Genomic DNA, 19,967 nt, shown 5'->3' with positions numbered 1-19,967 from the left:
GGTACGGTTCGGGCATGCCAGGAACTGATCCGTCACTTCTCCCTGGAAGCCGTACCTTCGAGGAACTGGCCGTCCAGGCCGTCCAGACCCTCGTCACCGACCTCGCTCCGCAGGTCGCGTACCCCCTCGACGCCGACGAGCGCCGCGAAACCCCCCACCACGCACTGCGGCGGCTGCGTGTCCTGACCCACCTCCAGCGCGCGGTGAGCGAGCTGGAGGCACTGGCCGCCCGCGACGCCGCCGCCGCAGGCGCCGGATACCCTCAGATCGGCGAAGCGACACACCTCAGCCGTCAGGGGGCGCGCCGCCGCTGGCCCGGCCTCATCAGGCTCGACGGCCGCCCCTGCTCCCCCACTCGTTCCCCGGAGTACCACACCATGATCGCTTCTCCCCGCTCCTACGACGTCCTGCTCGTCGAGGACGACCTCGCCGACGCCCTGCTGATCCAGGACGCGCTCGCCCAGCACCACACCCGCAACCTCACCCAGGTCGCCGACGGGCTGGAGGCCCTGGAGTACCTGCGCGACCCCGAGACGTCGCTGCCGGACCTCATCGTGCTGGACCTGAACATGCCGCGCATGAACGGGCGGGAGCTGCTGCGCATCCTCAAGGACGACGCCGCTCTGCGCGCCGTCCCGGTGGTCGTCCTGACCACGTCGGCGGCGCCCGACGACGTCACCGACGCCTACCACCAGCACGCGAACGCATATGTGACGAAGCCGGTCAATCTGGAGGATTTCGAGGCGGCGGTCCGCAGCATCGACGCCTTCTATCTGGAGACGGCCACCAAGCTGCCCCGCGGCTGAACCGGCGGCCCACCGGGCCCCGGCCCGTCCGCCCAGCTCACCCCCTCTTTCCCCCGTGCCCCCGGGCCGCTCGCGAGCGGCCCGGGGGCACGGTGCGTGCCGGGCCCGTCCGCGCCCCGCGGGCCGTCCCGACCTTGACAGGAACACAGCCACTTGTATGGTCTAGGCCAAGCGTCAACGGCCGTTCCGCTTACGGGAGTCGGCCCTGTTCCGCAGGGCCGCCCTCCCTGTCCCTTCGCGCCTCTTGGCCCCACCCTCGAGAGGCCGTCCCGGACGTGCGTCCCCACATCGCACGCACCCCGGGAGACCTGTAGTGAAGGAGTAGGCATGCACGCCCGAAAGAAGAAGGCCGCCCTCATCGGCGCGGTCCTCGCCCCGGCCCTGGCCCTCACCCTCCCCACGGGTTCGGCGAGCGCCCACGGCTACATCAACTCGCCGCCCAGCCGTCAGGCGCAGTGCGCGGCCGGCACGGTGTCCTGCGGGGACATCACCTACGAGCCGCAGAGCGTCGAGGGGCCCAAGGGCCTGACCAGCTGTAGCGGCGGAAACAGCCGGTACGCGGAACTCGACGACGACTCCAGGGGCTGGGTCGCGACCCCGGTGCCGAGCGACGCGACGTTCGAGTGGAAGCTCACCGCGCAGCACGCGACGAGCACCTGGCAGTACTTCGTCGGCGGCCAGGAGATCGCGGAGTTCGACGACAACGGCGCCAAGCCCGGCGCGACCGTCACCCACCAGGTCGACTTCGGTGCACTGACGGGCCGTCAAAAGGTGCTGGCCGTCTGGAACATCGCCGACACCGCCAACGCGTTCTACGCCTGCATCGACGTGAACGTCGGCGGCTGATCCCACCCCCCACCCCGTGGTGCCGCGGGCCGTCCCCCACGGCGCGCCCCGACCGGGCACGTCACGGCCCCGGCGCCACGGCCGTCCGCCTCTCTCGTCCGCGCTCCCCCGCGAGCGGCCCGGCGCGGACCACCCCCCACACCTCCCGTCCTTAGGAGCGCACGCATGCGCCATCGCATCCTCGCCCTGCTGACCGCCGCCGGCTCGGCCGCGACCCTCACCGCGCTGACCCTGACCGCCCCGGCCTTCGCCGACAAGGCGGCCGGCGCGCCCGCCCACGAGACGTCCGCGCAGGCGGAGTTCGTCGTCAGCGAGGCCCAGTTCGACCAGATGTTCCCGGGCCGGAACTCGTTCTACACGTACTCCGGGCTGACCGCCGCGCTCGACGCCTACCCGGGCTTCAGCGGAACCGGCAGCGACACCGTCCGCAAGCAGGAGGCCGCCGCCTTCCTGGCCAATGTCAGCCACGAGACCGGCGGACTGGTCTACGTCGTGGAGCAGAACACGGCCAACTACCCGCACTACTGCGACACGACCCAGTCCTACGGCTGCCCGGCGGGCACCGACAAGTACTACGGGCGCGGCCCGATCCAGCTCAGCTGGAACTTCAACTACAAGGCGGCGGGCGACGCCCTCGGCATCGACCTGCTCAACAACCCGGACCTGGTCCAGAACGACGCGGCCGTGGCCTGGAAGACCGGGCTCTGGTACTGGAACACCCAGACCGGGCCGGGGACGATGACGCCGCACAACGCCATCGTCGACGGCGCGGGCTTCGGCGAGACCATCCGCAGCATCAACGGCAGCCTGGAGTGCAACGGCGGCAACCCCGGCCAGGTCCAGAGCCGCATCGACAGCTACGAGAAGTTCACCCAGATCCTGGGGGTCGAACCGGGCGGCAACCTCAGCTGCTGACCCGCCCCGGGCCGGGCCGGACCGGCGGTGAGAGCCACGACACAGCTCTGACCAGCAATCGGTCACCGGGAGGCCGCGTGAAGGGATCGTGACGGGGCAGTGGAAATCGTGCCCCTGCCCCCGACCCCCCGGAGCCCGTCTTGACCGCGACCACCTCGGCCCCCGTGAGCCCCGCCGCAGACACCGACGAGCGCCCCCTGGACGCCCGTCAGCGTCTGCGGCGGCGCCTGGAGCGCCTCATCGGCATCGCCGCCACCGAGGGCAACAAGCTGACGCCGCTGCGCAACGGCGACGAGATCTTCCCCGCGATGCTGGACGCCGTGCGCGGCGCCCGGCACACCATCGACATGATGACCTTCGTCTACTGGCGCGGCGACATAGCCCGCGACTTCGCGCACGCCCTCGCCGATCGCGCCCGCGCCGGGGTCCGGGTGCGGCTGCTCCTCGACGGCTTCGGCAGCCGCACCATCGAGAACGATCTGCTCACCCTCATGGACGAGGCCGGGGTGCAGGTCGCCTGGTTCCGCAAGCCGCTGCTGCTCTCCCCCTTCAAGCAGAACCACCGCTGCCACCGCAAGGTCCTGGTCGTCGACGAGACGACGGCGTTCACCGGTGGCGTCGGCATCGCCGAGGAGTGGTGCGGCGACGCCCGCGACCCCAGCGAGTGGCGCGACACCCACGTGCGGATCAGCGGGCCCGCCGTCGACGGCATCTGCGCGGCCTTCGCGCAGAACTGGGCCGAGTGCCACGAGGACCTCTTCGACGAGCACGACCGCTTCGTCGAGCACGAGCCGAGCGGCGACGCCATCGTCCAGGTCGTGCGCGGCTCGGCCAGCATCGGCTGGCAGGACATGCAGACCCTGCTGCGCGTGGTGATCGAGTCCGCGCAGACCCGGCTGCGCCTGGCCACCGCCTACTTCTCCCCCGACGTCTACTTCGTCGACCTGCTCTGCGAGGCGGCCCGCCGGGGCGTCGAGGTCGAACTGCTCGTCCCCGGCCCGCACACGGACAAGCAGGTGAGCCGGATCGCCGGCCGCCACCACTACGCGCGGCTCCTGGAGGCCGGGGTCGCCGTGCGCGAGTACCAGCGCACGATGCTGCACTGCAAGGTCGTCACCATCGACGGGATCGCGTCGCTGGTCGGTTCCACGAACCTCAACCGGCGCTCCCTCGACCACGACGAGGAGGTCATGCTCGCCGTCCTGGACGAGGAGTTCACCGCCGCCCTCGACGCCGACTACGAGGAGGACGTCTCGCACAGCATGCGCGTGCAGCTGGACCGCTGGTCGGACCGGCCGATGTCCTTCCGCGTCGCGGAGAAGACGACGCGCGCCATCCAGCACTTCCTGTGACCGGGACCCCCGGGGCCGCTTGACGGCGCCGCAGCGGATGAGCACAACGATGCGAACCGGCTCGTGCCCCCACACGGGTCCCGTTGTGCCCCCTCCCCCCACAGCTCGCAGGAGGCCCGATGACGCCCCGGACCCGCATCCTCGCCCGCGCACGAACGGACCGGCCGCCCACGGCCGGTCCGTCGCTGTTTCCGGCACCCCTGTACTCCGACAAGACCGACGGGACGCACAGCCAGAAACTGGTGGCGGCCCGCACCGCCGACGGCGTCACCTGGACCGGGCGCCACGACACCGTCGCGAGCGCCCTGGACTCGGACCGGCCCGGCATGGCCGTGGTGCGGCGGCTGGGCGACGGCTCGTACGTCATGTCGTACGAGATCTGCGCGGCGAGCGGGCAGTACGGGTGCGTCGTGCTGATCCCCGCTGGCGGGCAGGTGAGGTACGACGCGGACGGCGGCGGTCTGCTGGAGAGCGCCACCGCCTACGACGGGACCGTCCGCACGCCGCACTTCGCCTCGGCCGCCGAACCGGTCAGACCTTGCGCCAGCGGGCGTTCGCCCAGGAGAAGACACCGAACGCGGCGAGGCCGACGGAGATCAGCACGAGCAGCCAGGGCCCGGCCGGGGTGTCGGTGAAGGACCGCAGGGTGTCGTCCATGCCCTTGGCCTTGCCGGGCTCGTGCTGCATCGCGGCGGCGACGGCGAACCCGCCCGCGACGGCGAAGACGATGCCGCGGGAGGCGCCGCCGAACACGCCGAGGACGTCGACGGCCTTGCGCACCTTGGCCGACATCTCGGCCATCTTCAGGTGCTTGTGGTACTTGCGCATGACCGCGCGTGCGGTGATCCAGATGCCCGCGACGGCCACGCCGACGCCGACGGCGCCCACGATCCACTGGCCCATGGGCCAGTCCAGTGCCTTCGCGGTGATGTCCTTGGAGCTCTTGTCGGAGCTGCCGCTCCCGCTGGACTTGTCGCCGGCGGCGAAGGACAGCACGGAGTAGGAGACGAAGCCGTAGAAGACGAAGCGGCCCGCGGCCATCGCGCGCTTGCTCGCCTTCTTGCCGTCGGCGCCCGCCTGCCCGAAGGCCGCCTCGGACAGCCGCCACAGGGCCATGCCGGCCAGGGCGACGCCGAGCAGCCACAGGGCCGCCATGCCGAACGGCTTCTCGGCTATCTCCGCGACGGCTCCGCCGCGGTCGGCCTGCTTGCCGCCCCCGTCGGCGAAGGCGATGCGCAGGGCCAGCAGTCCGATCAGTATGTAGATGACCCCGCGGGCGATGAAGCCCGCGCGGGCCGCCATCGCCACCGCCGGGCTGTTCGCCGCGCGTCGGGCGTGTCCGAGACCTTGTGTTCTGACCGATCCAGTAGCCATGTCACCCAGTTGCCCCCGGACGACCGGTCAACTCCTGGCGGGCTCCTCTTCCTTCGGCCGGACTCCGCTGAGGACCGCGGTGATGGTCTTGCCGTCGTCGTGCCGGTCGATGCTGACGTGGTGCGACAGGTGCTGGATCATGAACCAGCCGAAGCCGCCGGGGCGCGTCGGGTCGTGGGGCTGGTCGCCCGGGAGGCGGGCGCTGCGGTCGCGGACCCGGATCACGAGATCGCGGTCGTGGACGCAGGCGCTGAAGCGGGTCATGCCGTCCCCGTGCCGCAGCGCGTTGGAGACCAGCTCGTCGGCGACCAGCATCGCGTCCTCGGACAGCCGGCGCGCGAGGCGGCGCGGCGCCGCCGCGCACAGCGGCTGGACGGCCGCGCTGGTCTCGGCCCGCGCCTGCGAGCAGGTCGTGCGCCCCGGGCCGGGGGTGTCGAAAGCGCTCATGCGAGGCTTCTTCCTCAAGTGGGGTGGGCGCGGTCTCGGCCGTCTGTCCCTCCCGCTTGCCCGGGGTCGAGGACGGCACACCCCCCGGTCCGGGACGATCCGGGGCGCACCGGTCACCAGTCGTGCAGCGACCCGTCCAGCTGGAGCCGGTTCACGGGCAGGTAGGCGGGGTCGTAGGGGTGGGCCCGGGCCGCGTCGTCGTCGTGGTCGACGCCGAGGCCGGGCTCCTCGCCGGGGCTGAGCAGACCGTCGGTGAAGGTGTAGGAGGGGCGGAAGACCTCGTCGGTGGCGCGGGAGTGCTTCATGTACTCCTGGATGCCGAAGTTGGGGATCGCGACGCCCAGGTGCAGGGCGGCGGCGAGGCCGACCGGGGAGATGTCCGTGGGACCGTGGACGCCCGACTTGATCTGGTAGACGGCCGCGTAGTCGAGGATCCGGCGCAGCGCGGTGATGCCTCCGGCGTGCGTGACGGGTGAGCGGACGTAGTCGATGAGCTGTTCCTCGAACAGCTCGCGGTAGTCCCAGATGGTGTTGAAGACCTCGCCGATCGCCAGCGGCGTCGTGGTGTGCTCGCGGACTCGGCGCAGCATGGCGGTGTTCTCCGCCGGGGTGACGTCCTCCAGCCAGAACAGGTCGTACGGCTCCAGGTCCTTGCCGAGCCGGGCCGCCTGGATGGGGGTCAGACGGTGGTGGGCGTCGTGCAGGAGGGGCAGTTCGGGGCCGAACTCGGCGCGCACCGCCTCGAAGACCCTGGGGGCGTGCCGCAGGTAGGCGCGGGTGTCCCACGCCTCCTCCACCGGCCGGTTCGCGCGGCGCGCGGGTTCGTGGTCGTAGCGGGAGGTGGCGCCGTCCTCGCCGACCGCGGCGTTGGCGCTGGAGGCGACGCCGTAGACGGAGCCGAGGCCCGGGATGCCGCTCTGCACGCGCAGGGCGCGGTAGCCCTGGTCGAGGTGGTCGCGGATGGAGTCGAACAGTTCCTCCAGGTCGGCGCCGCTGGCGTGCCCGTAGGCGAGGCAGCCGCGGCGGCTGCGGCCGCCGAGCAGCTGGTACAGGGGCAGGCCCGCGAGCTTGGCCTTGATGTCCCACAGCGCGGTGTCGACGGCCGCGATCGCCGCCATGGTGATGGGGCCGCGCCGCCAGTAGGCGCCCCGGTAGAGGTACTGCCAGGTGTCCTCGATCGCGTGGGCGTCGCGCCCGACGAGCAGCGGGGTGAGGTGGTCCTCCAGGTAGGAGGCGACGGCGAGTTCGCGGCCGTTGACGGTCGCGTCGCCGTATCCGACGACGCCGTCCCCGGTGCGCAGGCGCAGCGTCACGAAGTTGCGGCCGGGTGAGGAGACGAGCACCTCGGCGGAGGCGATGCGGGTGGCGTCGTCGCGTGCGACGCCGGGGGCGGGGGTGCGCGGTGCGGGCCGTGCGGTGGACACCTGGACATCTCCCTGGGTCGGGGGCGTGGCGGACCGCGCGCCCCGCGAGGACGGCAGGGGGCGCCGAGGGCCGGGCGCCGGGTACCGGTCCAGGTCGTGCGGTCCTTCGCCACCGTAGATCTTGCCGCGGCCCGGGGGTAGACCCGCCGGACGATCACACGGGACACGGGCCGGGCGGCGCCGCGATCCGGGGCGGGCCGGGTCCGGTCGCGGGGGCCGGGGCCGTACAGGGGCCCGGGCGGTTTGTTCCGGCCACACCGGACGGGATCCGCGCAGAAGCGTCCGGGCCGGACGGGAGTCTGGGAAACTGACGGGCTGGGTCCGCCCGCTGACGGATCGTCGCGCGGGCGCCGCGCACGGTCCGCCCGGCCGGGCCCGGCCCCGCACCCGACAGCCCGCACCCGACAGGCGGGAGCCGTTCATGAACGCCAGCACCCGCGATCCGGGGTTCGTCGGACGCGGCGCGCTCCTGGCGGAGGCCGCGGCGCTGCTCGCCGACGGCCGCCACCTCACCCTGGGCGGGCTGCCCGGCGTCGGGAAGTCCCGGCTGGCCCGGGTGCTCGCCGCCCGGCCCGCCGTGGGGGACGGCGCCCACGTCGTGGATCTCGCGCCGCTGCGCAAGGGGGCGCTGCTGCCGCACCTGATCGCCGGCGCCGTCGGGCTGGACGTCTCCGACGGCCGGCCGGCCCGCGACCGGCTGCTGTCCCGGCTCGCCGGCCGGGACGCGCTGCTGGTCCTGGACAACGCCGAGCACCTGGCCGACGCGTGCCGGGACCTCGTGCCCGAGCTGCTGTGGCGGTGTCCCGGGGTCCGGGTGCTGGTCACCAGCCGGCTGCCGTTGCGCACGGCGGCGGAGCGGCTGCTGGTCGTGGAGCCGCTGAGCGAGGAGGCGGCCATGGAGCTGTTCCTGGCCCGGGCGCGGGCGGCGGCCCCCGGCGGGTCCTGCCCCCCGCCCCACGACGTCCTCGCGCGCAGTCTGTGCCGGCGGCTCGATCTGCTGCCGCTCGCCCTGGAGCTGGCCGCGGCCAGGCTGGCCTCGCTGAGTCTGGGCGAGCTGGAGCACGCGCTGGACATCGGGGACGACCTCGCGCCCGCGCGCTGCGACCCCGAGCGGCGCCCCGCGCACCACCACTCGCTGAGCACCGCGCTGGGCCGCAGCCATGAACTGTGCCCTCCCGCCCAGCGGTTGCTGTGGGCGCGGCTGTCCGTCTTCATCGGCGCCTTCACCGCCGAGGACGCCGTGCAGGTGTGCGCCGACCGGCTGCTGCCGGACGTCGCGGGGGGACTCGACGGGCTCGCCGAGGGGTCGCTGGTGCACGGCCGGGACGAGGCGTTCTGGCTGCCGGTGACCGTGCGCACGTACGGGATGCGGCTGCTGGTCGCGCTCGGCGAGAGCGCCCGGCAGCAGGAGCGCTACCGGGCCTGGCGCGACCGTCCATGAGCCCCAACCGGGTGGCCTGCGTACCGGAAGTGATTGGCGTCCGTGTCGTGAGGTAAAGGCAGGTATGCACACCTTGGCTGCTTCGAGCAGCGCCTCCTGGATCTTCACCGTCGTCGGCGTTCTGATCGTCATCGCCCTGCTCGTCCTGCTGTGGACGAGCAGGCGCCGCCTGGCCCGGCGTCCGAACCCGCCGCAGTCCCCGCAGCCGCGGCAGGACTCGTGGCAGGACCCGGACCACCCGCAGCGCGACGATCACTGATCGGACGCGGCTTTCGCGGCGGACCCGAACGGGTTCGGGAGCCGCGGGGCGGGAGCCGCCCGGTGGGGCCGGTTCCCGTCGCGCCGTGTGAGGGGGGATCTCCAGGGGGTGAGCGTGTGGAGGATGTGCGGGGGTAGAGGGGACGGGCCGCCCTGTCCGGGCCGTTTTCGATCTGGGGGTAAACCGTTGACGACCGCACGCCTTTCGCGCAGAAGACTCGGCATCGCCTGTACGGCCGCCGCCGCCCTGCTGACCTTCACCGCTCCGCTCCAGGCCGCGACTCCCGTACCGGGCCGTACCGCCACCGCCGCCGAGCTGAAGGACGCGACGCTGGGCTACCGGGCCGACGGGCGGGCGGACGGCACCGTGACGGGGGCCACCGCGGCCCCGCCGTACAAGAAGGTCTGGAGCCGCGACTTCGGCACCGTGGTCTCGGCGCCCGTCGCCGTCGGCGACAAGGTGTACGCCGTCGTGAACGCGGACGACGGCACCGAGGGCGGCCCGCGCATGATGCTCGTCGGCCTGGCGGCCGCCACCGGCAAGAACCTGTGGCCCGCCGTCCCACTGGAGCAGAACGAACCCCAGGCCGGGGTCGCGTACGGGGGCGGCCTGCTCTACACGCAGACCTCGCGCGGCACGATCGCCGCCTGGGATCCGGCCACGGGGAAGCGGAAGTGGAGGGTCACGCTCGACTCGGCGTCGATGCAGTACCCGCCCGTCTGGTACGACGGCCTGCTGTACCTGCAAGACGGCCGCGGGACGGCGCTGGCCCTGCGCGCCGACACCGGTGCACGGGTGTGGAGCGCCCCGCTCGCCGAGTACGGCTGGGCGCCGACCGTCGTCGACGCCTCGGGGGTGTGGATCGGGTTCGACGGCATCGCCTGGCACCATCTCGCTCTCAGGACGGGCGCCGAGCTGCACCGCTTCGAGGTGCCCAACCTGTCCGGGTCCTACGGCAATCCGGTCGCCCTCGGCGCCGGCGCGGCCTGGATGCGCAGCGGCGACAGCGACGACGAGACGGTCACGGCCTACAGCCGGAAGACCGGCGCGGCCCTGCGGAAACTGCCGGCGGACGCGACCCCGGCGTTCGGGCCCGGCCGGGTGTACGTCGCCCACCGCGGCAGGGTCAAGGCGCTGAGCACCACCACGTACAAGGCCGCCTGGACGTACGTCAGCTCCCGGAAGGCGGCGACGGTGCGCCTGGTGGCAGGCGGATTCGTGTACGTGGAGGACGCCGACGGCCGCCTCGTCGTCCTCGACGAGAAGACCGGCAGGACCGCCTGGTCCTACCGGCGCTATCCCGCCCCGCATCCCACGGCGAACGTCGTCGCCGAGGACGACTGGAGGGGATTCACGGTGCCGGGCATCGCCACCGCGAGAGGCAGGCTGTTCGTGCCGGCCGCGGACGGCACGCTGATCGCGTTCCGGAAGGCGTAGCCGCGCCTCGGGCGGGGCGCTCCCCCGGTGTCCGGTGGGCGCCCCGTGCGGGTCGGGGGGGGCGCGTCAGACCGTGCGGCGGTTCCCGTCGGCGGTGCAGGGCAGTTCGGCTGCCGGGTGGTTGGTGACGAAGTCGCGGGTGGCCTGGCCCTCGGCGTCGGTGATCGCGGTGGGCTCGACGTCGATGATGCCGCCGAAGGGCCGGTCGACGTCGCGAATGATGCACAACGTGGTGGTGAGCAGCGCGGTGATCACGACAAGGGTGATCAGCTGGCCCCGGTTCCTCCTGCGCGGGATGCACATGCCGAGGGCGACGACGGTGATGGCGAGGGTGGCCAGCAGGAACCAGAGGATGGCGCTGGGGATGCTCGCGGTGGCCTGGGTGAGGCGTTCCTCGCGTTCGTCGGAGCGCTTGTTGTCGGCGGCGATCAGCATGCCGAAGACGGGCTCTCCCTCCAGATCGCGGAACGTCCGGCGGAAAGCGGTCGACCAGACGCTGGGTGCGGCCGATCCCCGGCCGTCGGCCATGGCCGGCCATTCCTGGGTGCGTACCGCGCGGGCGTAGCAGACGGCGGCGGCCTGGATCTCGGCCCGCTGCTTCTCCGGCGCGTACTCGGCGGTCTCCACGAGCTGGTCCAGAGCGCGGGCCTCGCCCCGGGAGGCGACCTCGGCCTTGCCGTAGGAGCCGTTGGCGGTGACCAGGACGAAGGCGAGGAGCAGGACGGTCAGGGTCAGCAGGGGGCCGACGAGGTCCTTGACCGCCATGCCGGTGTCGTCGTCCTCGGAGAGCAACCGGGGGCGCAGGAAGCGGTTGGCGGCGAGCCCGGAGAGGAGGGCGACGGCGGCCACGACGATGACGAGGGTCACGGGCGGGCACCCCCCGTGGAGCAGGACGTGAAAAGGGCTGGGTACATGCCCCAGCCCTTCCAGGTCTGCGGTGGCTCCACAACCGCAGAAACGATCGCTCACCCTCGTACGGCGGACGCCCCTTGCTCCGGACGACGGCACGGGCGAACGCCGTTCCGGCCGGGTGTCCACGCGCCGCGGCACCGGACCAGCGGGCGGGCGGGGCTGCGGACGTCCCCGGGAGCACGCCTTCGGCCGAGGACCTAGGCCGCCTCCCGGCCCGCCACGCGCGCGGGCACGCACCGTTCGAGCACGGCGTACGCGAGGACGGCGACGACGAGGCCCGTGACGGCGTCGGAGAGCTGCGGCGCCGACCAGTGGGCGACGGCCGCGGCGCCCGCGCCGATCGCCCAGGCGCCGAACGCGGTGGGCCGCACGGCCACCGTGGTGCGGCTGTCCATCGCGCCGCGGCCACCGCGGGCGAAGAACTGGTCGGCGATCAGGACCCCGCCGAGCGGCGGGACGAACACGCTGAGGATCACGAGCCAGTCGAGGAAGTGGTCCCAGACGCCCGCGAGCGCCGCCACGGTGCCGACGAGGCCCAGCACGATCGTCATGAGCCGCATCGTGCGGCCGGTCAGATGGGACCAGCCGAGCGCGCCGTTGTAGAGGCAGTGGCTGCACACCGAGCCGAGGTTGACGAAGACGAACACCGCGGCCAGTACGTCGAGCACGCCCGAGTGTTCGCCGGTCAGGATCGGCAGGAAGTCGCCGCCGGTGACGGCCGGGGCGGCGATCGCGCCCGCCGCGACCACCAGGCCGCCGGTGACCTGCGCGACGACGCTCGCCACCGGGAAGGCGCTGACGGTCGCGAGGACCGCCTCGCGGCCGTTCCTCGACCAGCGGGTGAAGTCGGCGGTCATCGTGCCGGAGTCGGCGAAGGTGGCCATGATCGTCGAGACGGCGGCGCCGAAGGTCAGGGTGGAGGCGCCGCCCACTCCCTCGTAACGGAAGACGGACCCCAGGTCGTGGTCCGCGGCGACGATCACCAGGGCGGTCACGCCCGCGACGATGAAGAGCGGCGCCGCGACCGCCCCCAGCCAGGACAGGGCCTTGATGCCGAGGTAGGTCAGGGCTATGAAGCCCAGTCCGGCGAGGACGCTGACCAGTTGCTCGTGCCAGCCGAAGGCCTGGTGCAGGGTGGCGCCGGTGGCCCCGGTATTGAAGGCGAACCAGCCGACCACGATGGTCGCGAGGAACGCCGCGGCCACGACGTACCCGGCGCGGCCGAACGTGCGGGTGGCCTGGAGCGAGAAGCTCTCGCCCGTGCTGCCCGCGCGATGGCTGAGGATCCCCACGTAGAGGAGCATCACGAGGTTGGCCGCCGCGATGGCGGCCATCCCGCGCCAGAAGCCCAGCATGGCGACGACCACGCCGCCGGGGACGGCGTTGGTCAGGATCATCGGGAATCCGAACCAGACGGCCGAGACCGTCCACAACGACTTGCGCCGGTCGGCCGGGACCGGGCTGTGCTCGTACTCGGCGTCGAGGGCCGCGGTGTCCGGCCGGGCGGCCGGGTCCATGGCGGAGTGCTGTGTGTTCATCGTGTGTGGGCTTCCGGGGCGGGCGCTCGCGCGCGTCAGAACCGTCAGGACCGTCAGGAGGGGGAGCCGGTGAACGTCTCGGCGAGGGCGACGACCGCCTTGGTGAAGGCCTCGGCCGGGGGATGCGTGATGCCCGCGCCGATCATGCCGATGCCCGCTTCCTTGTGGGCGATGGCCGTGTTGATGATCGGCAGGATGCCGGTGTCGATGACCTTGCGGACGTCGATGCCGGTGGGCAGGCCCTGGAAGTCCAGGGCGGGGATGGTGACGTTGGGGTTCGCCGTCGTGGTGATCTCCCCCATGTCCCGGGTGTACTGCATCGCCTCGGCGACGGTGCCGCCGACGAGGGCGACGATGGCGGGCGCGGCCGACATCGCGAAGCCGCCGAAGCCGTAGGTCTCCGTGATGGCGCTGTCCCCGATGTCGAGGCCGGAGTCCTCCGGCCGGTACCCGGCGAACATGGGGCCGACCACCCGCTGCGCGGGGCCGGTGAACCAGCGGCCGGGCAGTCCCGCGACCCGGATGCCGAAGTCGACGCCGTTGCGGGCCATGGTGGTGACGATCGTGGAGTGCTCGATGCCGTTCGCGGCGTCCAGGGCGGCCTTCGCCACCGCCATCCAGGTCGGGCCGGAGAAGTAGTCGGAGGACGCGACGAAGTCGAAGACCTCCTGCTTCTGCGCGAGCGTGAACGAGGACCGGAGCAGGCCGGGGGCGAGGGCCTGGAAGAGCAGGAGGGTGCCCGCGCCGTTGCGGTTGTGGCACTCGTCGCCCATGTGGATCGCCTGGGACAGCAGCAGGCGCAGGTCGATGGGGCCGGTGAACTCGACGGCCTCCTTCAGCATCGGGCCGAAGACGTCCCGCATCCAGATCAGCCGCTCGACGACGGACTCGTCGTTGGCGCCCATCCGCAGGATCTTCGCCATCTGCTCGGACAGGTTGGTGTACGCGGTGTTGCCGTGCGTCTCGTTCCTGACGATGTGCATGAACATCGACGCGGAGGTGACGCCGGCCATCGACCCGACGGTGTCCATCTCGTGGCACGGCTTGAAGGTGATCCGGCCGGACGCGGCGACCTCGGCGGCCTCGGCCAGGTCCGCGGCGAGGCCCTCGAAGACGAGGGCGCCGGTGACCGCGCCCCGCATCGGACCGTTCATCCGGTCCCAGGTGAGGGGCGGGCCCGCGTGCAGGATGGTGGTCGGGGTCATGCCGGGGACGACGTCGAGGGCGCGGCCGTAGCCGACGAGCATCGGGCGGGCGGCGGTGATCCGCTCGACGGCCTCGGCGTTGGCCCGCTCGATGCGGGCGGCGAGCGCGGGGGCGTCCAGGGCGTCGAGGGCGCGGGCCGCCTCGACGCTGCCGCCGCCCGGCGGGGTCCAGTCCAGGGTGGTGACCCGGGCGCCCTGGGCCGCGAGGTCGGCGTCGAACAGGGCGAGGCCGACATTGACGACGCTCAGCCCGGCGCCGAACAGGGCGGCGGCCTCGGGAGCCGCGGCCTCGCGGGGGGCGGCTTCGGAAGTGGCGGCTTCGGAAGTGGCGGCTTCGGGGGTGGCGGCTTCGGGGGTGCTCATGGCTACTTGGCCTTCCGGGCGATCTCGCGGGCGAACTCGCCCGTCTCGGTGGAGCTGCGGGTGACGATGACGCCGGCGGCCTCCAGGGCCGCGCTCTGGGCGGCGACCGACGGGGTGTCCAGGTCGGTGCCGAGCACGTAGGCGATCACCGGCAGGTGACGGCCGGCCGCGGCGGCGATGCGCTGGGCCTCGAGGAGGGCGGGCAGGGTGGTGCCGACCGGGTCCTCGTGGGAGCCGAAGCCCAGGACGAAGTCCAGGACGAGCGCGGCGACGGACGGGTCCTTCGCCTCCTCGACGATCCGCTCCAGGCGCAGCGCGGGGTCGATCATCGGGTGCGGGCGGCCGTTGGTGAAGTCGTCGTCGCCGAAGTCGAGGAAGGTGTGGCCGGTGGCGGCCGCGGCGGCGGTCAGCCGGAAGGCCGGGTCCTTCTGGATATTGCTGTACACGTCGACGCCCGCGTCCCGGACCGCGTACATGGTCTCGTCGCAGAGGGTGCCGCCGCAGAACAGGCCGCGCACGTACCGCTGGCCCTCGGCGAGGCCGCCGACGAGGACGGTGGCGGCGGCCTCGGCGTCGAACCCGTCGGCGTCGGCGGCCGGTTCGACACCCGCGTGGACCACGGCCTGCCGGGCCGCGTCCAGGCTGGAGGCGGCGAAGTGGGCGCCCGCGGCGGTCACCGCCTCCTCGGAGCCGCCGACGAAGTAGACGACGACGGGCTTGCCCGCGGCGGCGGCCTCGGCGAGGACCTTCTTCTCGACGGAGGGCGCCGGGGGCTTGGACACCAGCACGATGACGTCGGTCGCCGGGTCGGCGGCGAGCGCGCGGATGCCGTCGGTCATCATCAGGCCGCCGACCTCCTCGCTGAGGTCGCGGCCACCGGTGCCGATGAGCTGCGAGACGCCGCCGCCGAGCGCGTGGACGCGGACGGAGACCTCCTGCGAGCCGGTGCCGGACGCGGCGACGATGCCGACGGAGCCGGGGCGCACCTTGTTGCCGAAGCACAGGGCGACGTTGTTGATGATGGCGGTGCCGCAGTCGGGGCCCATCATGAACAGGCCCTTGTCGTGGGCGAGTCGCTTGAGGGCGACCTCGTCCTCGACGGACACGTTGTCGCTGAAGAGCATCACGTGCAGGCCGCTGGTGAGGGCCTTGCGGGCCTCGCGGGCCGCGTAGGCGCCGTTGACGGCGATCACCGCGAGGTTGGCCCCTTCGAGGGCCTCGGCGGCGCCGGCGATGGTGCGGTGGGTGACCGCTCCGGCCGCGGCGGACGCGGGCGCCCTGCGCCGCATCAGGTCCTCGACCTCCCGGAGGAGCTCGTCCGGGTCGGCGTCGTCGGCGGCGACGAGGACGATCATCAGGTCGCCGCCGGAGGCGTCCCGCAGCGCGTCGCTGAGCAGCCCCAGGTCGTCGAGGACGCCCTTGTTCATCTCGGTGCCCATGGCGGTGAAGGCCTGCTCCACCCCCTCCAGGGCGTTGGCCCTGGTCGAGACGGACATCAGGGACACGGAGTCGTAGTACGTGTTCTTCCGTACGACGGCTGTGGTGGTACTCACAGCGGACCTCGCAGTTCTTCTTCCAGGTGGAGTCCGGCCGCCAGGCCGGACAGGGTGTCGCTGCCCGAGGTGTGGCCGATGGCCAGCAGCCTGCGGACAGCAGCGTGCGGCGGCCGGTCGTCGTCGGCCGACTGCCGCAGTACGTCGATGAGTTCGGCCCGGACCCGGCCGCGGGTGGCCTCGGTGAGCGTCGCGTGGGAGACGTCGGTGGTGCGCCCGCGGTGCGCGTGGAGGACGGCGCGCACGACGGTGACGAGACCGGTCGGCGCGCTGCCCGGCAGGGCCGCGACGAAGGTGAGCCCGGTGAGGAAGTCGTCGCCGGCCGGGGTGAGGCCGGGGCCGAGGCCGAGCAGGGCGAGGACGCCGCGCCGGATCTCCGCGTCGCCCGCCCCGTGGCGCAGCGCGGTGAGCAGGGTCGCCCGTCCGGCGTCGAGGGCGCGGGCGACGGCCAGTTCGAGCGGTCCGGCGCCGGCGACCGGGCCGAGCATGCCGCCCCGGGGGCCGAAGTCCTCGTTGAGTGCGTCGAGTCGGCCCGCGATGCGCGCGAGGGCGCCGGGAGCGAGGCCGGTGAGGCGCGGGGCCACGGGCTGCCACGGTCGGGCGGCTGCGCTGGTCACCCGCAGCGGGCGGGGACCGGTGCCGAGGTCGATGTTCCCGGCTGCGAACGTCGCGGGCTGTCCGGCGGCGGGCGCTGCCGCGCTCCAGTCCGGGGTGTCCACGACGAGGGTCCGCGGGGCGTCGGCGCTGTCGCGGGCGGCGAGGGTGACGAGCAGGCCGTCCGGGGCGAGCAGGTTGACGACGCGGGTGAAGACGGAGTGGATCCGGCCCTGTCCGGTCGTCGTGCGCAGCAGGTCGAGGAGTTCGGCGTCGCCGGAGAGCGCGGGCACCGTGGACGTCCCGGCGGAATCGTCGTCGCGCAACGCGTCGCGCCCCCTTCAGCCTTCGGCCCCACCGGTGTGCGGGCCCCTCGGACGGTGCCCGCTGCGGAGCACCCACCTTGGTATACCATTCGCCGTCTCGTAGGCGAACACCTGTACCCGCACTTCTCAGCAAGGGACCTCACCATGCGCATCGTCGTCGCTCTCGGAGGCAACGCTCTGGCCAGGCGCGGGGAGCCGATGACGGCCGACCGGCTGCGCGCCAACGTCCGCGGGGCCTGCCAGGCACTGGCCGGCCTGGCCCGCGAGCACGAGGTGGTGATCACGCATGGCAACGGTCCGCAGGTCGGCCTGCTCGCCCTCCAGAACCTGGCCTACCAGGACGTCGCCGCCTACCCGCTGGACATCCTCGGCGCCGAGACCCAGGGCATGATCGGCTACGTCATCCAGCAGGAGCTGTCCAACGCCCTGGCCGGCGAGCGCGAGGTGGCCGCCCTCGTCACCACCACCGAGGTGGACGAGGCCGACCCGGCCTTCGAGCGCCCGACCAAGCTGATCGGCCCGACGTACTCGGCGCAGGACGCCGCCGAGGCGGCGGCCGAGTACCGGTGGACGATCGCCAAGGACGGCGGCGCCTTCCGCCGGGTCGTGCCCTCCCCGCACCCGCTGCGCGTCATGCAGGCCCCGCTGGTCGGCACGCTGCTCGACCACGGCACGCTGGTCGTCTGCGTGGGCGGCGGCGGGGTGCCGGTGCGCACCGACGCGCGGGGCCGCCAGATCGGCATGCAGGCCGTGGTGGACAAGGACGCGGCGAGCGCCGCGCTCGCGGCGGACCTGCGCGCGGACATGCTGATCATGCTGACCGACGGCGACTTCGTGAGCGAGAACTGGGGCACGCCGGAGCAGCGGGACATCCTCACCGCCTCTCCCGAGGGGCTGGCCGCCATGCGGTTCGCCGAGGGGTCGATGCAGCCCAAGGTCGAGGCCGCGGTGCGGGTCGCCAGGGCCGGCGGGCGCGCCCTGATCGGCCCGCTGGACCGGCTCGACGACCTGCTGGCGCGCGAGGTCGGCACGGAGGTCCGGGCGGACGTGCCCGGCGGCGTCGTCTTCGTCGGCGCCTGACCGGGCGGCCCGGCGCCGCCCTCGCGGGACGCCTTGGTGGGACTCCTCACCGGTCGCCCCTTTCGGTATACCAAGACCCGATCACGCCCCGCGCCGCGCCGGACGCCGCCGGGGCGCCGCCAGGAGAGGAGCACCGCCACGGTGCGCAGGAACCCGCCGGACGCGCCCCCGCCGACCGCACCGCCCCGCCGGGCGGGCCCGCTCGCGGCGCTGCGCGCGAGCCGGGAGTTCCGCGCCCTGTGGGTCTCCAACGTGTTCTTCTTCGGCGGCGCGTGGACCCAGACGATGGTGCTGGGCTGGATCGTCTTCGACACCACCGGCTCGGAGTTCCTGCTCGCGGTGTTCACCGCGGCGCGGCTCGCCCCGATGCTGCTCGGACCGGTGGCGGGCGTGCTGTCCGACCGTCACGATCGCGTACGTTTGCTCACGATCGCCTGCGGTTGGGCGCTCGGCGCGGCCGTCGCCCTGTCGGCGCTCGCGTCGGCGGGCCGGGTGCCGTACTGGGCGCTGGTGCTGGGCGGTCTCGCCATCGGTCTGGCGCAGTCCCCCTCCCAGCCCGCGCGCTCGGCGCTCGTCCTCTCCCTGGTCGGCCGCCGCCACCTGAGCAACGCCAACGCCCTCAACGCCATGGCGATGAACATGACGCAGGTGCTGGGTCCGGCCCTGGGCGGGGCGCTCATCAGTGCCTTCGGCGCCGCGGCCGCCCTGTGGATCTCCGCGGGCTGGTACGCGCTCTCGCTGCTCGCCCTGCGACCGCTGCGCCGCGCGCAGGCCGCCCGGGGCGCGGACGCCGCCGAACTCCCGCACACCGAGGAGTCGTTGCGGGTCATGCTGGTCGGCGGCGTGCGGCACATCCTGGGCAGCAGGCTCGCCACGGGTGTCCTCGGCGTGACGCTCGCCGCGAACGTGCTGCTGTGGCCCGTGTACCAGGCGTTCATGCCGGTCTTCGCACAGCAGTCGCTGGGGCTCGACGCGGACGGCCTGGGCCGGCTGCTCACGTGCGGCGGCGTCGGCGGGCTCGTCGGCTCGACCGTCATCGCGGCCCTCGGCGACTTCCCCTTCAAGGGCGGCCTGTTCGTGTTCGGCACCGCGGGCTGGGCCGCCCTGTGGGGCGCGTTCGCCCTGTCCCACCAGGTGGCGCTGTCGTTCGCGCTGATGGCGGGGATCGGCCTGCTCAGTGCCGCGTTCGGCGTGTTGCAGACGACGCTGCTGCTGATGACGACCGAACCGGCCATGCAGGGCCGGGCCTTGGGCGTGCAGGAACTGGCGATCGGCGTGATGCCGGTGTCCTCGCTCGTCCTCGGCGCGTCGGCGCAGTACGCGGGGGTGGCCACGACCACGTTCGTCAGCGCGCTGATCCTCGTCGCGTTCCTGGCGTGCCTCGCGCTGCGGATGCCGGCGCTGTGGCGCTACCGGGGCGTCTGACCCGGCCCGCCGCCCTGGTGCGCCGCGGCCTCCACCTCGCTGGTCGCCAGGTGCCGCCGCGTCAGCTCCTCGACGCGCCGCACGTCGCGTGCCTCGATGGCGCGATACAGCTCCTCGTGCTCGTCGGCCACGGCCCCGAAGTCGTCGTGCTGGCCGAGCAGCCAGCGCATCCGGCTGCGCAGCGTCCCGCTGAGCTCGCTCAGCAGCGCGTTGTCGGCGAGGTCGGTGACCGTTTCGTGGAAGTCGGCCGCCGCGTTGCGGGCCCGGGTGCCGTCGTCCTCGGCCGCGGCGTCCAGTTCGGCGTCGAGATCGGCGCGGAGCCGGGCCAGCCCGGCGCGGGTGCGGCGCTGCGCGGCGAGCCGGAAGCCCAGTACCTCCAGGGCGGAGCGCACCTCGCCGAGGTCGGCGATGTCGGCCGGGGTGAACTCGCGGACCACGGCCCAGGTGCGCGGGCGCGGGGTCACGAGCCCCTCCCCCGCGAGGTCGCGCAGGGCGTCGCGCACCGGCAGCCGGCTCACCCCCAGCTCCTGGGCGATCTCCCGCTCGACCAGCTTGCTGCCCGGCGCCCGCGTGCCCTCGATGATCTGATCCCGCAGGGTGCGCATGACGCGTTCCGACTCGGGGGTGAACTCCTCAGCGCCAGTCATGCCGTCATTGTCCCATCGCAGGT

At 73.3% G+C, this 19,967-nt stretch carries 18 protein-coding genes; 9 read left to right on the top strand and 9 right to left on the bottom strand.

Annotated elements, in window-relative coordinates:
- The first annotated feature begins 14 nt into the window (after positions 1–14).
- The 4 genes from ACIP5K_RS16735 (at position 15) to ACIP5K_RS16720 (ending at position 3,919) form a co-directional block, all read left to right on the top strand.
- Positions 15–806: a response regulator gene (locus ACIP5K_RS16735; RefSeq protein WP_401410051.1), complete on the top strand. Its 792-nt coding sequence runs from the start codon at positions 15–17 to the stop codon at positions 804–806.
- Positions 807–1,133: 327 nt separating this feature from the next.
- On the top strand, positions 1,134–1,652 hold the full coding sequence (locus tag ACIP5K_RS16730) for a lytic polysaccharide monooxygenase auxiliary activity family 9 protein (protein WP_401410049.1): 519 nt from the start codon (positions 1,134–1,136) through the stop codon (positions 1,650–1,652).
- A 165-nt stretch (positions 1,653–1,817) separates the two neighbouring features.
- A complete protein-coding gene (locus ACIP5K_RS16725) occupies positions 1,818–2,567 on the top strand; it encodes a chitinase (protein WP_401410048.1) in 750 nt (249 codons plus the stop codon).
- A 164-nt stretch (positions 2,568–2,731) separates the two neighbouring features.
- Complete coding sequence (locus tag ACIP5K_RS16720) at positions 2,732–3,919, top strand: phosphatidylserine/phosphatidylglycerophosphate/cardiolipin synthase family protein (RefSeq protein WP_401410046.1); 1,188 nt, start codon at positions 2,732–2,734, stop codon at positions 3,917–3,919.
- Positions 3,920–4,450: 531 nt separating this feature from the next.
- On the opposite strand, the gene ACIP5K_RS16715 is transcribed toward ACIP5K_RS16720, so the two are convergent.
- The 3 genes from ACIP5K_RS16715 to manD form a co-directional block, all read right to left on the bottom strand.
- Positions 4,451–5,221, bottom strand: a complete 771-nt coding sequence (locus tag ACIP5K_RS16715) for a DUF1206 domain-containing protein (protein ID WP_401410233.1) — start codon at positions 5,219–5,221, stop codon at positions 4,451–4,453.
- A 99-nt stretch (positions 5,222–5,320) separates the two neighbouring features.
- Positions 5,321–5,740: an ATP-binding protein gene (locus ACIP5K_RS16710; protein ID WP_401410044.1), complete on the bottom strand. Its 420-nt coding sequence runs from the start codon at positions 5,738–5,740 to the stop codon at positions 5,321–5,323.
- A 113-nt stretch (positions 5,741–5,853) separates the two neighbouring features.
- Entirely contained in the window at positions 5,854–7,098 is a 1,245-nt protein-coding gene (manD, locus tag ACIP5K_RS16705) for a D-mannonate dehydratase ManD (RefSeq protein ID WP_401410231.1), read from the bottom strand.
- 487 nt (positions 7,099–7,585) lie between these two features.
- Between manD and ACIP5K_RS16700 the strand changes: the two genes are divergently transcribed.
- The 3 genes from ACIP5K_RS16700 to ACIP5K_RS16690 all read left to right on the top strand — a co-directional run bounded on the left by ACIP5K_RS16700 (position 7,586) and on the right by ACIP5K_RS16690 (position 10,301).
- Complete coding sequence (locus tag ACIP5K_RS16700; protein ID WP_401410042.1) at positions 7,586–8,605, top strand: ATP-binding protein; 1,020 nt, start codon at positions 7,586–7,588, stop codon at positions 8,603–8,605.
- 73 nt (positions 8,606–8,678) lie between these two features.
- Entirely contained in the window at positions 8,679–8,864 is a 186-nt protein-coding gene (locus ACIP5K_RS16695) for a DUF6479 family protein (protein ID WP_401410041.1), read from the top strand.
- A gap of 186 nt (positions 8,865–9,050) precedes the next feature.
- Positions 9,051–10,301: a PQQ-binding-like beta-propeller repeat protein gene (locus ACIP5K_RS16690; RefSeq protein ID WP_401410039.1), complete on the top strand. Its 1,251-nt coding sequence runs from the start codon at positions 9,051–9,053 to the stop codon at positions 10,299–10,301.
- 66 nt (positions 10,302–10,367) lie between these two features.
- Here the strand turns inward: ACIP5K_RS16690 and ACIP5K_RS16685 are convergent, their stop codons facing one another.
- The 5 genes from ACIP5K_RS16685 to ACIP5K_RS16665 form a co-directional block, all read right to left on the bottom strand.
- Entirely contained in the window at positions 10,368–11,168 is an 801-nt protein-coding gene (locus ACIP5K_RS16685) for a hypothetical protein (protein ID WP_401410038.1), read from the bottom strand.
- 242 nt (positions 11,169–11,410) lie between these two features.
- On the bottom strand, positions 11,411–12,751 hold the full coding sequence (locus tag ACIP5K_RS16680; RefSeq protein WP_401410036.1) for a cytosine permease: 1,341 nt from the start codon (positions 12,749–12,751) through the stop codon (positions 11,411–11,413).
- Between the two features lie 53 nt (positions 12,752–12,804).
- Entirely contained in the window at positions 12,805–14,319 is a 1,515-nt protein-coding gene (locus ACIP5K_RS16675; protein WP_401410034.1) for a DUF1116 domain-containing protein, read from the bottom strand.
- 2 nt (positions 14,320–14,321) lie between these two features.
- A complete protein-coding gene (fdrA, locus tag ACIP5K_RS16670) occupies positions 14,322–15,872 on the bottom strand; it encodes an acyl-CoA synthetase FdrA (protein ID WP_401410033.1) in 1,551 nt (516 codons plus the stop codon).
- Positions 15,869–16,792, bottom strand: a complete 924-nt coding sequence (locus ACIP5K_RS16665) for a DUF2877 domain-containing protein (protein WP_401410031.1) — start codon at positions 16,790–16,792, stop codon at positions 15,869–15,871. Before ACIP5K_RS16665 ends, fdrA begins: the two co-directional genes overlap by 4 nt.
- A gap of 144 nt (positions 16,793–16,936) precedes the next feature.
- Here ACIP5K_RS16665 and ACIP5K_RS16660 point away from each other — a divergent pair, with 144 nt between their 5' ends.
- Both ACIP5K_RS16660 and ACIP5K_RS16655 read left to right on the top strand, forming a co-directional pair.
- Positions 16,937–17,872, top strand: coding sequence for a carbamate kinase (locus ACIP5K_RS16660; RefSeq protein WP_401410029.1), 936 nt, complete (start codon positions 16,937–16,939; stop codon positions 17,870–17,872).
- A 141-nt stretch (positions 17,873–18,013) separates the two neighbouring features.
- Positions 18,014–19,297: an MFS transporter gene (locus ACIP5K_RS16655; protein ID WP_401410027.1), complete on the top strand. Its 1,284-nt coding sequence runs from the start codon at positions 18,014–18,016 to the stop codon at positions 19,295–19,297.
- Here the strand turns inward: ACIP5K_RS16655 and ACIP5K_RS16650 are convergent.
- Positions 19,282–19,944, bottom strand: coding sequence for a GntR family transcriptional regulator (locus tag ACIP5K_RS16650; RefSeq protein WP_401410025.1), 663 nt, complete (start codon positions 19,942–19,944; stop codon positions 19,282–19,284). The two genes, ACIP5K_RS16655 and ACIP5K_RS16650, sit on opposite strands and share 16 nt — an antisense overlap.
- Positions 19,945–19,967: the final 23 nt, after the last annotated feature.

This window comes from Streptomyces sp. NPDC088785 (assembly GCF_044750685.1).
Taxonomy (GTDB): domain Bacteria; phylum Actinomycetota; class Actinomycetes; order Streptomycetales; family Streptomycetaceae; genus Streptomyces.
Note: the sequence above shows the minus strand (reverse complement) of the source record. Positions and strands in the feature narration are given on the sequence as shown.